At 53.3% G+C, this 13,107-nt stretch carries 13 protein-coding genes; 6 read left to right on the top strand and 7 right to left on the bottom strand.

Annotated elements, in window-relative coordinates; all coding sequences use genetic code 11:
- Positions 1–61: 61 nt before the first annotated feature.
- From gpsA to GHC22_RS00695, 4 genes are read right to left on the bottom strand one after another with little or no spacing between them, the layout of a single operon-like run.
- Positions 62–1,081, bottom strand: coding sequence for an NAD(P)H-dependent glycerol-3-phosphate dehydrogenase (gene gpsA, locus GHC22_RS00710; RefSeq protein ID WP_008786462.1), 1,020 nt, complete (start codon positions 1,079–1,081; stop codon positions 62–64).
- Positions 1,081–1,548: a protein-export chaperone SecB gene (secB, locus tag GHC22_RS00705; protein ID WP_003024155.1), complete on the bottom strand. Its 468-nt coding sequence runs from the start codon at positions 1,546–1,548 to the stop codon at positions 1,081–1,083. The genes gpsA and secB overlap by 1 nt, the downstream gene beginning before the upstream one ends.
- A gap of 46 nt (positions 1,549–1,594) precedes the next feature.
- Positions 1,595–1,846 carry a glutaredoxin 3 gene (gene grxC / locus GHC22_RS00700; RefSeq protein WP_003024152.1) on the bottom strand — a complete coding sequence of 84 codons (252 nt, stop codon included), beginning with the start codon at positions 1,844–1,846 and terminating at the stop codon, positions 1,595–1,597.
- 52 nt (positions 1,847–1,898) lie between these two features.
- Complete coding sequence (locus GHC22_RS00695) at positions 1,899–2,330, bottom strand: rhodanese-like domain-containing protein (RefSeq protein ID WP_003024148.1); 432 nt, start codon at positions 2,328–2,330, stop codon at positions 1,899–1,901.
- Positions 2,331–2,579: 249 nt separating this feature from the next.
- Between GHC22_RS00695 and gpmM the strand changes: the two genes are divergently transcribed.
- Genes gpmM through GHC22_RS00680 form a run of 3 tightly spaced genes read left to right on the top strand, consistent with a single transcriptional unit; the run spans position 2,580 to position 6,356 of the window.
- Positions 2,580–4,124, top strand: a complete 1,545-nt coding sequence (gene gpmM / locus GHC22_RS00690; RefSeq protein ID WP_153752033.1) for a 2,3-bisphosphoglycerate-independent phosphoglycerate mutase — start codon at positions 2,580–2,582, stop codon at positions 4,122–4,124.
- A gap of 33 nt (positions 4,125–4,157) precedes the next feature.
- Positions 4,158–5,417, top strand: coding sequence for a murein hydrolase activator EnvC (gene envC, locus GHC22_RS00685; protein ID WP_231504629.1), 1,260 nt, complete (start codon positions 4,158–4,160; stop codon positions 5,415–5,417).
- Positions 5,418–5,420: 3 nt separating this feature from the next.
- Positions 5,421–6,356 carry a divergent polysaccharide deacetylase family protein gene (locus GHC22_RS00680; RefSeq protein WP_003024138.1) on the top strand — a complete coding sequence of 312 codons (936 nt, stop codon included), beginning with the start codon at positions 5,421–5,423 and terminating at the stop codon, positions 6,354–6,356.
- On the opposite strand, the gene GHC22_RS00675 is transcribed toward GHC22_RS00680, so the two are convergent.
- The 3 genes from GHC22_RS00675 to kbl all read right to left on the bottom strand — a co-directional run bounded on the left by GHC22_RS00675 (position 6,357) and on the right by kbl (position 9,808).
- The gene (locus tag GHC22_RS00675) at positions 6,357–7,394 is read right to left on the bottom strand and encodes a glycosyltransferase (RefSeq protein WP_048215306.1); all 1,038 of its coding nucleotides are present in this window, start codon (positions 7,392–7,394) and stop codon (positions 6,357–6,359) included.
- A 182-nt stretch (positions 7,395–7,576) separates the two neighbouring features.
- Positions 7,577–8,602, bottom strand: a complete 1,026-nt coding sequence (tdh, locus tag GHC22_RS00670; RefSeq protein ID WP_003024132.1) for an L-threonine 3-dehydrogenase — start codon at positions 8,600–8,602, stop codon at positions 7,577–7,579.
- A 9-nt stretch (positions 8,603–8,611) separates the two neighbouring features.
- Positions 8,612–9,808, bottom strand: a complete 1,197-nt coding sequence (gene kbl / locus GHC22_RS00665) for a glycine C-acetyltransferase (RefSeq protein ID WP_003827313.1) — start codon at positions 9,806–9,808, stop codon at positions 8,612–8,614.
- 214 nt (positions 9,809–10,022) lie between these two features.
- Here kbl and rfaD point away from each other — a divergent pair, with 214 nt between their 5' ends.
- From rfaD to rfaC, 3 genes are all read left to right on the top strand, one after another.
- Positions 10,023–11,003 (top strand): ADP-glyceromanno-heptose 6-epimerase, encoded by a 981-nt coding sequence (gene rfaD, locus GHC22_RS00660; protein WP_048227317.1) that lies wholly within the window; start codon positions 10,023–10,025, stop codon positions 11,001–11,003.
- A gap of 79 nt (positions 11,004–11,082) precedes the next feature.
- The gene (rfaF, locus tag GHC22_RS00655) at positions 11,083–12,129 is read left to right on the top strand and encodes an ADP-heptose--LPS heptosyltransferase RfaF (RefSeq protein ID WP_071446339.1); all 1,047 of its coding nucleotides are present in this window, start codon (positions 11,083–11,085) and stop codon (positions 12,127–12,129) included.
- 3 nt (positions 12,130–12,132) lie between these two features.
- The gene (gene rfaC, locus GHC22_RS00650; RefSeq protein ID WP_153752031.1) at positions 12,133–13,101 is read left to right on the top strand and encodes a lipopolysaccharide heptosyltransferase RfaC; all 969 of its coding nucleotides are present in this window, start codon (positions 12,133–12,135) and stop codon (positions 13,099–13,101) included.
- Positions 13,102–13,107 lie beyond the last annotated feature (6 nt).

Here is a 13,107-nt window from a genome sequence, read left to right as displayed (position 1 = left end):
TAGCAAAACGACCGATCCGTTCTTCGCGGATCGGGTCGTTATATTCAACAGTTCCTTACAGCTAGTGGCGACTCAGCTCGTCCTTGCGTGCACGGCCTAATAACGTCAATGCTGCCTCGCGCGCGTTTTTTCCGCAATACAATACTTGATAAATTTCCTCGGTTATTGGCATCTCAACACCAAAACGGTGCGCCAATTCACGAACTTCTTTCGTATTGCGATAGCCTTCAACCACTTGGCCAATCTTGTCCTGCGCACCCTGCACGTCCATCCCCTGGCCGAGCATCATGCCAAAACGACGGTTGCGCGACTGGTTGTCGGTACAGGTCAGCACCAGATCGCCTAAACCCGCCATCCCCATAAAGGTGGCAGGATCGGCCCCCAGCGCCGCACCAAGACGAGACATTTCGGTCAACCCACGGGTGATCAATGCGGTTCGTGCATTCGCGCCGAAACCGATGCCGTCAGACATCCCTGCGCCAATGGCAATGACGTTTTTCACCGCACCGCCAAGCTGTACGCCAATGAAATCCGGATTGCTGTATACGCGGAAGCTTTTGCCGCAGTGCAGCAACTGCTGGAGATCGTCAGCAAAGGTGTCGTCCGTCGAGGCCAGAGAAATCGCCGTCGGCATGCCCGCAGCCAACTCTTTGGCGAACGTCGGGCCGGAAATAACCGCCAGTGGAATTGAGTCCCCCAGCGCTTCACGCGCGACGTCCTGCAGCAGACGCCCTGTTTCCGCTTCCAGACCTTTTGTCGCCCAGACCAGTCGTGCGTCAGGACGCATCAATGGTTTGATGTTACGCAGCACTTCGCCAAAGACGTGGCTCGGCACCACCACCAGAATATTACGACTGGCGGCCAGTGCAGTGGCTAAATCACTTTCCAGGCGCAGCGTGTCGGGAAAAGGCACATCAGGAAGGAACGCGACGTTGCAGCGATCGTGCTCGAGAGTCGCGATATGTTTAGGATCATGGCCCCACAGGACAACCTGATGGCCATTTCTTGCCAGGGTGATGGCAAGAGCGGTGCCGTACGAGCCGGCACCAATCACAGTCATTGAAGCATTACTTTGGTTCATCAGGCATCCTGATGTTCTTCAGTACCTTCGCCAGCCTGCTGCTGTAAATAGTTCATGAACAGCGCATCAAAGTTGACCGGCGCAAGGTTCAGTTGCGGGAACGTACCGCGTGAAACCAGGCTGGTGATGCATTCGCGGGCATACGGGAACAGAATGTTCGGGCAGTATGCGCCCAGGCAATGCGCCATCTGAGTCCCTTCGATACCACTGATGGAGAAAATACCGCCCTGCTGAACTTCGCACAGGAACGCAGTTTCTTCACCCAGGGAAGCCGTTACGGTGACACGCAGCACTACTTCATACACGTCATCTGCCAGTTGGGTAGATGCGGTATCAAGATCCAGTTTAACCTCTGGCTGCCAATCTTTCTGGAAAACATGCGGTGCATTTGGCGCTTCGAAAGACACATCCTTGGTATAAATACGTTGGATCTGGAAAGCCATTTCAGTGTTATTTTGTTCTGACATGTTGAGAAAACCCTTTAGTGTTGTCCTTTAAATACTTCGGTACGCCTTAACGCAGCAACGGATCCAGTCCACCACGCGCATCCAACGCATACAAGTCGTCACAACCACCAATGTGCTGTGCATCAATAAAAATCTGCGGAACCGTAGTACGGCCACTGCGCTTGATCATTTCTTCACGCTTCACGGCATCACCGTCAATCGGAAGCTCCTGGAAACTCACACCCTTGCTGTTTAACAGCGCCTTTGCGCGATGGCAAAACGGGCAGGTTGCTTTGGTATAGATCTCAATATTGGCCATGACTTATCTCCAGTGTTCTTTTTACCCTGCGGCATGAAAGAAGACGGGTAAATTACTTGCCGCGAACCAGTGGCAGATTCTCACCACTCCAGCCCGCTACGCCATCTTTCAGTACAGACACCTGCTCAAAACCGGCTTTGATCAGCGCAGTTGCTGAATCCTGGCACTGCATGCCTGAACCATCAACCACAATCACAGGTTTGTTTTTGTGTTTTTCCAGTTCGCCAAAGTTGTTGGCTTTGATTTCGCTCGGCAGCAGGTTAGTGGAGCCTGCGATATGGCCTTTGCGGAAGTCGTCGCGCTGACGTAAATCCACGACAACGGCGTCTTCTTTATTGATGAGACGTGTGGCTTCTCCGCGCGTAATCACCTTCACTTTGGAAGTCAGGCTCTTAAACGTGGTAAATAATACAGCCGCCAGTAACGCAATCCAGGCGATACTCAATACAGGGTGGCGACTAACAAATTGCATAATTTCTTGCATGGGGGGTAACAACTCCCGACTCAGTGATTAAAAAAACCAGGAAAGGAGTATACCTGCGCGTTGGCGCAAATACAGCCAGAGCGTGCATTGGATTGCATTTTTGCGGGGCGCTACGGAAAAAAAAACCTAAAACCACGCCCTCTGCGGCGCGCTCTGGTCGATTATTTGATCTTCGGGGGCTACTTTATCGATTCAGCTGTAGTAAAATTACGCAATTATTTTTTATCTATTGAGTGTGAGGTTGTCGCAATGTCGGTTTCTAAAAAACCTATGGTACTGGTGATTCTGGATGGCTACGGCTATCGCGAAGACAGCCAGGATAACGCCATTTTTAGTGCTAAAACCCCGGTAATGGATGCCCTGTGGGCAAAACGTCCGCATACCCTGATTGATGCGTCTGGCCTGGAAGTTGGCCTGCCCGATCGCCAGATGGGCAACTCCGAAGTCGGTCACGTCAACCTGGGCGCGGGCCGCATCGTGTATCAGGACCTGACCCGTCTGGATGTAGAAATTAAAGAGCGTACTTTCTTCGCTAACCCGGTGCTGACCAATGCGGTCGACCAGGCAAAAAATAGCGGCAAAGCGGTTCACATCATGGGTCTGCTCTCTGCGGGCGGTGTTCACAGCCACGAAGATCACATCATGGCGATGGTAGAAATGGCTGCTGAACGCGGCGCGGAAAAAATCTATCTGCACGCTTTCCTTGATGGCCGCGATACCCCGCCGCGCAGCGCTGAACATTCACTGCAGAAATTCGAAGAGAAATTTGCCACACTGGGCAAAGGCCGCGTAGCGTCCATCATCGGTCGTTACTACGCGATGGACCGCGACAACCGTTGGGATCGCGTTGAACAGGCTTATGACCTGATGACGTTGGCCAAAGGCGAGTTCCAGTTCGCTACGGCGGTTGAAGGCCTGCAGGCTGCTTATGCCCGCGACGAAAACGACGAATTCGTGAAAGCGACCGTGATCCGTGCTGAAGGCCAGGCTGAAGCCGCCATGGAAGACGGCGATACGCTGATTTTCATGAACTTCCGTGCCGACCGTGCGCGTGAAATCACTCGTGCGTTTGTTAATGCTGATTTCGACGGCTTCGCCCGTAAGAAAGTCGTTAACCTCAACTTTGTGATGCTGACCGAATACGCGGCCGACATCAAAACTGCGGTTGCTTACCCACCAGCGTCTCTGGCTAACACCCTTGGCGAGTGGATGGCGAAAAACGACAAAACGCAGCTGCGTATTTCCGAAACCGAAAAATATGCGCACGTGACCTTCTTCTTCAATGGCGGCGTAGAAGAGCCGTTCAAAGGCGAAGATCGCATCCTGATCAACTCGCCGAAAGTTGCGACCTACGATCTGCAGCCGGAAATGAGCTCTGCTGAGCTGACCGAAAAACTGGTTGCGGCGATTGAGAGCGGAAAATACGACACCATCATTTGTAACTACCCGAACGGCGACATGGTTGGTCACACCGGCGTAATGGAAGCAGCGGTTAAAGCGGTTGAAGCGCTGGATCACTGCGTTGAGCAGGTGACTAAAGCGGTTGAGTCCGTTGGCGGCCAGTTGCTGATCACCGCAGACCACGGTAACGCAGAGCAGATGCGCGATCCGTCCACCGGTCAGGCGCACACTGCGCACACCAACCTGCCCGTTCCGCTGATTTATGTCGGTGGTAAGAACGTTAAAGCAGTCGAAGGCGGCAAACTTTCTGATATCGCCCCGACGATGCTGACGCTGATGGGTATGGAAATCCCGCAAGAGATGACTGGTAAGCCGCTGTTCATCGTGGAATAATCCCTCCCCATGAGGGGAAAGGCGATTAATACCATCACTCGGGCCGTGAAACCGCGTAAGTTTTCAGTCAGGCCCTTGTTCTACGCCAGCGCGCTTAGCGCTGGCGTATTGCTGTGCGCCTTTTCCGCCCACGCGGACGAACGCGACCAGCTCAAATCTATTCAGGCTGATATCGCGGCAAAAGAACGCGCGGTACGCCAACAGCAACAACAACGCGCCACCCTCCTCGCTCAGCTTAAAGCTCAGGAACAAGCCATCGCCGTTGCCGCAAGGCAGTTGCGCGAAACGCAAAACTCACTGGCACAGCTGAATGCGCAAATCGCAGAGATGAACGCAGCACTCGCGAAGCTGGAAAAACAGCGGGCCGCGCAAGAACGCAGCCTGGCAGCCCAACTCGACGCAGCTTTTCGCCAGGGCGAACACACCGGCATTCAGCTCATTCTTAGCGGTGAAGAAAGCCAGCGTGGGCAACGCCTGCAGGCCTATTTCGGCTATCTGAACCAGGCGCGACAGGAAACCATCGCGCAGTTGAAACAAACCCGCGAAGAGGTCGACTCGCAAAAAGCCGAGCTGGAAGATAAGCAGAGCGAGCAGCAGACGCTACTGTACGAACAGCGCGCTCAGCAGGCTAAGCTGGAACAGGCACGTAACGAACGTCAAAAAACGCTTTCGAGTCTGGAATCATCGATTCAACAGGGTCAACAGCAACTGGGCGAAATGCGCGCCAACGAATCCCGTCTGCGCAACAGCATTGCCCGTGCCGAAGCCGCAGCCAAAGCGCGTGCGGAACGTGAAGCACGCGAGGCGCAGGCCGTGCGCGATAAGCAACAGGATGCGTCACGAAAAGGCTCAACCTATAAACCGACCGAAAGTGAAAAATCACTGATGTCGCGTACCGGCGGTTTGGGCTCGCCACGCGGTCAGGCGTTCTGGCCCGTTCGTGGTCCAACGTTACATCGTTATGGCGAACAGCTGCAGGGTGAGCTACGTTGGAAGGGGATGGTTATTGGTGCATCCGAGGGCACCGAAGTTAAAGCCATTGCCGATGGTCGTGTCATTCTGGCGGACTGGCTGCAGGGCTATGGCCTGGTGGTCGTCGTTGAACACGGTAAAGGCGATATGAGCCTGTACGGTTATAACCAGAGCGCACTGGTCAGCGTCGGTACGCAGGTTCGCGCCGGGCAGCCTATAGCACTTGTGGGTAGCAGCGGCGGTCAGGGCAGGCCGGCACTCTATTTCGAAATTCGTCGCCAGGGTCAGGCGGTCAATCCACAGCCGTGGTTGGGAAGATAAGTTTTGCCACAACAATTTCGTCGTCTACTACTCTCTCTCGCCAGTCTGCTGGCCTTCGCAACACCTGTATTTGCTGGCAAACTCGCCATCGTCATTGATGATTTCGGCTATCGCCCACACACTGAAAACCAGGTACTGGCGATGCCTTCTACCATCTCCGTTGCCGTTCTGCCTAACGCCCCACATGCGCGTGAAATGGCAATCAAAGCGCATAACAGCGGGCATGAAGTCTTAATCCATCTGCCAATGGCGCCGCTGAGCAAGCAGCCGTTAGAGAAAGACACGTTACGCCCTGAAATGAGCAGCGAAGAGATTGAGCGGATTATTCGCGACGCGGTAAGCAAAGTACCGAATGCGGTCGGTCTGAACAACCATATGGGCAGCGCGATGACCTCCAGTCTTTTCGGCATGCAGAAGGTGATGCAGGCGCTGGAACGCTACGACCTCTACTTCCTGGACAGCATGACCATCGGTAACAGCCAGGCAATGCGCGCAGCGTCAGGCACAGGTGTGAAGGTCATCAAACGCAAAGTCTTCCTGGATGACACGCAAAACGAAGCCGATATTCGCCGTCAGTTTAATCGTGCCGTCGAGCTTGCGCGCCGCAACGGTTCCGCAATCGCCATTGGCCACCCTCACCCGTCTACGGTTCGCGTCCTGCAGCAGATGCTGTATAGCCTGCCAGCCGACATCACGCTGGTTCGCCCAAGCAGTTTGCTCAATGAACCACAGGTGGATACCTCCAGACCAAACCTCACACCACCGAAGAACGGTACGCCTGATGCGCCGCGTAATCCTTTCCGCGGGGTGAAATTATGCAAACCGAAACAGCCGTTAGAGCCGGTGTACGCCAGCCGCTTCTTCAGCGTGCTCGGCGAAAGCATCACCCAAAGCACGCTGGTGCAGTATATGCGCCTGCAGTGGCAGGGCTGGCAATAATCAGTCTTTACTATCCAGCGTTAAATGGGCCAGGCGGCGCGGCGTCAATGATTTATCGCGCCACTGGCTAAAACGGATAGCCCACAACAGCACCTGATAACCCAGCTTAACGCTGCAGATATTACTCACCATACGCTTGAACATACCCGATACAAATACTTCAGCAATCATGCGCTGGCGGATTTTCTCGTCCGGCTCTTTGCGTATGCAATGACAAACACGTAGCGCTTCGTAAATCACCTGCTGTTTGAATTCCGGGTAAATTGGAATACGTCCGGCGTAGTCGTGATTCATCTTATCCAGCAGACGGGTAATTTTGATGTAGTGGCGCTGGTAAGCGAGGTTTTTCAGCCCGGTGCGCGGCAGACGGCTAACAGATGCGCCGTGCAGGAAGTATTTGTACAGCGGGACTTCCGTGTAACGCGCGCGCTTCGCATTAAACATAAACTCCGTTGTCCAGATAATATCCTGGTGGTGCAGGCCAGACAGGAAGGTCAGCCCCGCGTCGCGGATAGTCTGATGACGATAAACGCCCATCCAGACAACGTGCCGCCAACGGCGGCTGGCTAACGCTTTGCGTAACCAGTCTGGCCCGGTCATCACGCCGGTAGAACGAATACGATCGGTAGGAATGGATGCCCAGGTGTGGCCCGTCTCAGCAATACACCAGTCAGCGTTGCACTGCGCAACATCCAGGTTGTCTTTCAGCGCCATATTCATCAGCGTTTCATACATTTCCGGATAGGCAATATCATCGCCGTCTACGTACGCGATGTACTCCCCCCTGGCAACTTTCATACCGGTATTGCGCGCCGCAGAAACGCCCCCATTGCGCTGGTGCAGCAGATGAACGTGCGGATAACGATCCGCATAAGACTGAGCAAGCTCCGCAGAGTTATCCGTAGAGCCATCATTAACAATAATGATCTCCAGGTTCTTCCAGGTTTGCGCAATCAGTGAATCCATACACGCAATGAACGGCTCACCCGTGTTGTAAAGCGGCATAATGACGCTCAGGAGACCAGGGGTATAGGTCATATCAAATCCTGCCAAACAGTAGAGTTATCGGCACTTTTTAGCATATTAAGCGGTAGATTTTCAGAAAAAAATATTAATTCTTTAGCGGAAAATGCGCCGGGCAGGAGGAAGCAAAAAAGCCCCGGACGGTAATGATAATCAACATCCGGGGACAACACACAGAATCCACAGGGTGGATACGGTTAATCCCAGCTCAGGATCACTTTCCCTGACTGGCCTGAACGCATCGCGTCAAAGCCCTGCTGGAATTCATCGATGGAGAATCGATGGGTGATGATCGGCGACAAATCCAGACCAGACTGGATCAGTGCAGCCATTTTATACCAGGTTTCAAACATCTCACGACCGTAGATACCTTTAATAAACAGCCCCTTAAAGATAACTTTGGTCCAATCGATTGACATATCAGATGGCGGAATACCCAGCATAGCAATACGGCCACCGTGGTTCATGGTGTCCAGCATGGCGCGAAACGCTGGCGGCGCCCCGGACATCTCCAGACCCACATCAAACCCTTCGGTCATACCCAGTTCAGCCATCACGTCGGTCAGATTCTCTTTCGACACGTTGACCGCGCGGGTGATACCCATTTTGCGCGCCAGCTCAAGGCGATACTCATTAACGTCGGTGATCACCACGTGGCGTGCGCCAACATGCTTCGCGACCGCTGCCGCCATAATACCGATTGGACCCGCACCGGAAACCAGCACATCTTCCCCAACCAGATCGAACGACAGCGCCGTGTGCACTGCATTACCGAACGGATCGAAGATAGACGCCAGGTCGTCGGAGATATTGTCCGGGATTTTAAATGCGTTAAATGCCGGGATCACCAGGTACTCCGCAAAGCAGCCAGGGCGGTTTACACCGACACCGGTCGTATTGCGGCACAGGTGAGTACGCCCACCGCGGCAGTTACGGCAATGCCCGCAGGTGATATGACCTTCGCCTGAAACGCGATCGCCGATTTTAAAGCCTTTAACTTCCTGACCGATGCCAACAACTTCGCCGACATATTCATGCCCAACGACCATCGGTACCGGGATGGTTTTTTGCGACCATTCATCCCAGTTATAAATGTGAACGTCAGTCCCGCAGATGGCTGTTTTACGGATTTTAATCAGCAAATCGTTATGACCGACTTCCGGTTCAGGAACGTCGGTCATCCAAATGCCCTCTTCCGCTTTCAGTTTGGATAACGCTTTCATTTCACATCCTCAGGCAATAACGCCCAGTTGTTTACCAATGCGTGTGAACGCCTCAACAGCACGCGTAATCTGCTCAGGGGTATGCGCCGCAGACATCTGGGTACGGATACGCGCCTGGCCTTTTGGAACCACCGGATAGAAGAATCCGGTAACGTAAATCCCCTCTTTTTGCAGCTCGCGGGCGAATGCCTGCGCCACTACTGCATCACCCAGCATAACCGGGATGATCGCGTGATCCGCACCGGCTAACGTAAAGCCTGCGGCAGACATTTGCTCGCGGAACTGACGTGCATTCGCCCACAGGCGATCGCGCAGATCGCTGCCAGCTTCAACCATTTCCAGCACTTTAATGGAAGCCGCAACAATCGCCGGTGCCAGTGAGTTGGAGAACAAATAAGGGCGGGAACGCTGACGCAGCCACTCAACAACTTCTTTGCGCGCTGCGGTGTAACCACCGGATGCGCCGCCGAGTGCTTTACCCAGCGTACCGGTGATGATGTCCACGCGCCCCATCACGTCACAGTATTCATGGGAGCCACGACCATTTTCGCCGACAAAACCGACGGCATGGGAATCATCAACCATGACCAGCGCGTCGTATTTATCCGCCAAATCGCAAACGCCTTTCAGGTTAGCGATTACCCCATCCATAGAGAACACGCCATCAGTGGCGATCAGGATATGACGAGCGCCCGCTTCACGCGCTTCTTTCAGGCGAGCTTCCAGTTCCACCATATCGTTGTTGGCGTAACGGAAACGTTTTGCTTTACACAGACGTACGCCATCAATGATAGAAGCGTGGTTCAGGGCATCGGAAATAATTGCGTCTTCTGCACCCAGCAGCGTTTCAAACAGGCCGCCGTTGGCGTCGAAGCAGGAAGAGTAAAGGATGGCATCTTCCATACCGAGGAATGCCGCCAGTTTTTGCTCCAGTTGCTTATGGCTGTCCTGGGTACCGCAAATAAAGCGAACCGAAGCCATACCAAATCCGTGAGAATCCATACCCGCTTTTGCCGCTGCAATCAGTTCCGGATGGTTAGCCAACCCCAGATAGTTGTTCGCACAAAAGTTAATAACGTGGCTTCCATCCGCCACGGTAATATCCGCCTGCTGGGCAGATGTAATAATGCGTTCTTCTTTAAACAATCCTTCCGCACGTGCGGTTTCGAGATCGTTCGTTAACTGTTTGTAAAAATCCCCACGCATTTCAATTCTCCAGACTGGGCAAATTTCAGCACATATTACCCAAAGCTATACGTTGATACGAGATGACGCATCATCACTTCTTCAAAATGAAGCATAAATCACGTGTACCCGCACGGCTTATCGGTGAATGGCTGAAGCCTAAGCCATGTAGTGATATGATAGAAGTATTCGTGTCTGAGATTGTCTCTGACTCCATAATTCGAAGGTTACATTTATGATCATCGTTACCGGCGGCGCGGGCTTTATCGGCAGCAACATCGTTAAGTCCCTGAATGATAAAGGCATCACCGACATCCTGGTGGTGGACAACCTGAAAGACGGCACCAAGTTTGTTAACCTGGTGGATCTGAATATTGCTGACTACATGGACAAGGAAGACTTCCTGATCCAGATTATGGCCGGGGAAGATTTCGGCGATATCGAAGCGATTTTCCACGAAGGCGCATGCTCTTCCACCACCGAGTGGGACGGCAAGTATATGATGGACAACAACTATCAATACTCCAAAGAGCTACTGCACTACTGCCTGGAGCGTGAAATCCCGTTCCTGTACGCGTCCTCTGCCGCCACCTACGGCGGTCGCACTTCTGATTTCATCGAATCCCGTGAATATGAGAAACCGCTGAACGTCTACGGCTACTCAAAATTCCTGTTCGACGAGTACGTGCGTCAGATCCTGCCAGAAGCCAATTCTCAGATTGTTGGCTTCCGCTATTTCAACGTTTACGGACCGCGTGAAGGCCACAAAGGCAGCATGGCAAGCGTTGCTTTCCACCTCAACACCCAGCTTAACAATGGCGAAACGCCAAAACTGTTTGAAGGCAGTGAAAACTTCAAACGTGATTTCGTTTATGTAGGCGACGTGGCTGCGGTAAACCTGTGGTTCCTGGAAAATGGGGTTTCCGGCATCTTTAACCTCGGTACAGGTCGTGCGGAATCTTTCCAGGCCGTTGCCGATGCTACGCTGGCGTACCACAAAAAAGGCAGCATTGAGTACATTCCATTCCCGGAAAAACTGAAAGGCCGCTACCAGGCATTTACCCAGGCAGATCTGACGAACCTGCGCGCAGCGGGCTATGACAAGCCGTTTAAAACCGTCGCCGAAGGCGTCACGGAATATATGGCCTGGCTGAACCGCGACAACGCTACAAATTCACAAAATCATTCGAGCGGTATCAAGGCGGCAACTAAGTGAACCTCCGGGAGCTTACAAGAGTAAGTGACCGGAGTGAACGCAGGCAGCCAACGCAGAGACAGCTTGAAGGATGAAGTGAATGAAGATTTTGGTGGTTGGCCCGTCTTGGGTGGGCGACATGATGATGTCGCAAAGTCTCTATCGCACGCTCAAGGCGCGCTATCCCCAGGCGATAATCGACGTGATGGCACCTGCGTGGTGCCGTCCGTTATTGTCGCGCATGCCAGAAGTCAACGAAGCTATCGCCATGCCGTTGGGGCACGGCGCGCTGGAGATTGGCGAGCGCCGTAAACTCGGCCACAGTCTGCGTGAGAAGCGCTATGACCGCGCTTATGTGCTGCCTAACTCGTTTAAATCCGCTCTGGTGCCATTCTTTGCGGGTATTCCCCATCGTACCGGTTGGCGTGGCGAGATGCGCTACGGTCTGCTGAACGATGCGCGCGTACTGGATAAAGACGCATGGCCACTGATGGTCGAGCGCTATGTGGCTCTGGCTTATGATAAAGGCGTGATGCTGACGGCCAAAGATTTGCCGCAGCCTCTGCTATGGCCACAGTTGCAGGTCAGTGAGGGTGAAAAATCGCTAACCTGTAGCCAGTTCTCCCTTTCAGCCGAACGCCCCATCATCGGTTTTTGCCCAGGTGCGGAATTTGGTCCAGCAAAACGCTGGCCACATTACCACTACGCAGAGTTGGCGAAGCAGTTGATCGATGAAGGCCATCAGATTGTGCTGTTTGGCTCAGCAAAAGACCATGAAGCTGGCAATGAGATCCTGGCAACGCTGAGCACTGAACAGCAAGCCTGGTGCCGTAATCTGGCGGGCGAAACACAGCTGGAACAGGCCGTCATTCTGCTCGCCGCCTGCAAAGCGGTCGTCACCAACGATTCTGGATTAATGCACGTGGCCGCAGCACTGAACCGTCCACTGGTCGCATTGTATGGTCCAAGCAGCCCGGATTTTACGCCCCCGCTTTCCCACAAGGCACGTGTCATTCGCCTGATTACGGGGTATCACAAAGTGCGTAAGGGCGATGCGGCAGAAGGCTATCACCAGAGCCTGATTGACATCACACCCCAGCGCGTACTGGAAGAACTCAACGACCTGTTGTTACAAGAGGAAGCCTGACGGATGCGGGTTCTGATCGTTAAAACGTCGTCTATGGGCGATGTACTGCATACGTTGCCCGCATTAACCGATGCGCAGCAGGCTATTCCGGGTATTCAATTTGATTGGGTGGTGGAAGAAGGGTTCGCTCAAATCCCCTCCTGGCATTCAGCCGTTGACCGGGTTATTCCAGTAGCGATCCGTCGCTGGCGTAAAGCCTGGTTTTCAGCGCCGATTAAAGCCGAGCGTAAAGCGTTTCGTGATGCGGTGCGTTTACAGCAGTATGACGCGATAATCGATGCTCAGGGTTTGGTTAAAAGCGCGGCGTTAGTGACACGTCTGGCACGTGGCATCAAGCATGGTATGGACTGGAGCACAGCCCGCGAACCGCTGGCAAGTCTGTTTTATAATCGCAAACATCACATAGCCAAACAGCAGCACGCGGTGGAACGTACCCGTGAACTGTTCGCCAAAAGTCTGGGGTATGCTAAACCGCAGTTGCAGGGTGATTACGCGATTGCGCAGCATTTTATGAATGAACATAAGGCTGATGCAGGCCAGTATGCTGTATTTCTGCACGCCACGACACGTGATGATAAGCACTGGCCAGAAGCCAACTGGCGGGAGCTGATTGGCCTGTTAAATAATACGGGCATCCGTATTAAACTCCCCTGGGGTGCTCCTCATGAAGAAGAGCGCGCCAAAAGGCTGGCAGAAGGGTTTCCCTACGTTGATGTCCTGCCGCGAATGAGTCTGGAAGATGTGGCTCGCATTCTGGCGGGGGCAAAGTTTGTGGTGTCGGTTGATACAGGATTGAGCCATTTAACCGCCGCGTTGGATCGCCCCAATATTACGTTGTATGGCCCAACGGATCCCGGACTGATTGGGGGATATGGGAAGAATCAATACACACAGCAAAGCCATTCCGGAAAATTGCAGGATCTGGATGCTAACTTAGTCAACATATCGCTAGTTGATAATCATTTGCTTTAACTTTAA

Source organism: Citrobacter sp. H12-3-2, assembly GCF_009649895.1.
Taxonomy (GTDB): Bacteria; Pseudomonadota; Gammaproteobacteria; order Enterobacterales; family Enterobacteriaceae; genus Citrobacter; species Citrobacter portucalensis.
The sequence above is the reverse complement of the archived record's forward strand: the minus strand, read 5'-3'. Positions and strand labels throughout refer to the sequence as shown.

What these genes read in the sequence shown, in the direction of transcription:
- gpsA (WP_008786462.1), bottom strand. Translation starts at nt 1,081, where the DNA reads ATGAACCAAAGTAATGCTTCAATGACTGTGATTGGTGCCGGCTCGTAC.
- secB (WP_003024155.1), bottom strand. Translation starts at nt 1,548, where the DNA reads ATGTCAGAACAAAATAACACTGAAATGGCTTTCCAGATCCAACGTATT.
- grxC (WP_003024152.1), bottom strand. Translation starts at nt 1,846, where the DNA reads ATGGCCAATATTGAGATCTATACCAAAGCAACCTGCCCGTTTTGCCAT.
- GHC22_RS00695 (WP_003024148.1), bottom strand. Translation starts at nt 2,330, where the DNA reads ATGCAAGAAATTATGCAATTTGTTAGTCGCCACCCTGTATTGAGTATC.
- gpmM (WP_153752033.1), top strand. Translation starts at nt 2,580, where the DNA reads ATGTCGGTTTCTAAAAAACCTATGGTACTGGTGATTCTGGATGGCTAC.
- GHC22_RS00675 (WP_048215306.1), bottom strand. Translation starts at nt 7,394, where the DNA reads ATGACCTATACCCCTGGTCTCCTGAGCGTCATTATGCCGCTTTACAAC.
- tdh (WP_003024132.1), bottom strand. Translation starts at nt 8,602, where the DNA reads ATGAAAGCGTTATCCAAACTGAAAGCGGAAGAGGGCATTTGGATGACC.
- kbl (WP_003827313.1), bottom strand. Translation starts at nt 9,808, where the DNA reads ATGCGTGGGGATTTTTACAAACAGTTAACGAACGATCTCGAAACCGCA.
- rfaD (WP_048227317.1), top strand. Translation starts at nt 10,023, where the DNA reads ATGATCATCGTTACCGGCGGCGCGGGCTTTATCGGCAGCAACATCGTT.
- rfaF (WP_071446339.1), top strand. Translation starts at nt 11,083, where the DNA reads ATGAAGATTTTGGTGGTTGGCCCGTCTTGGGTGGGCGACATGATGATG.
- rfaC (WP_153752031.1), top strand. Translation starts at nt 12,133, where the DNA reads ATGCGGGTTCTGATCGTTAAAACGTCGTCTATGGGCGATGTACTGCAT.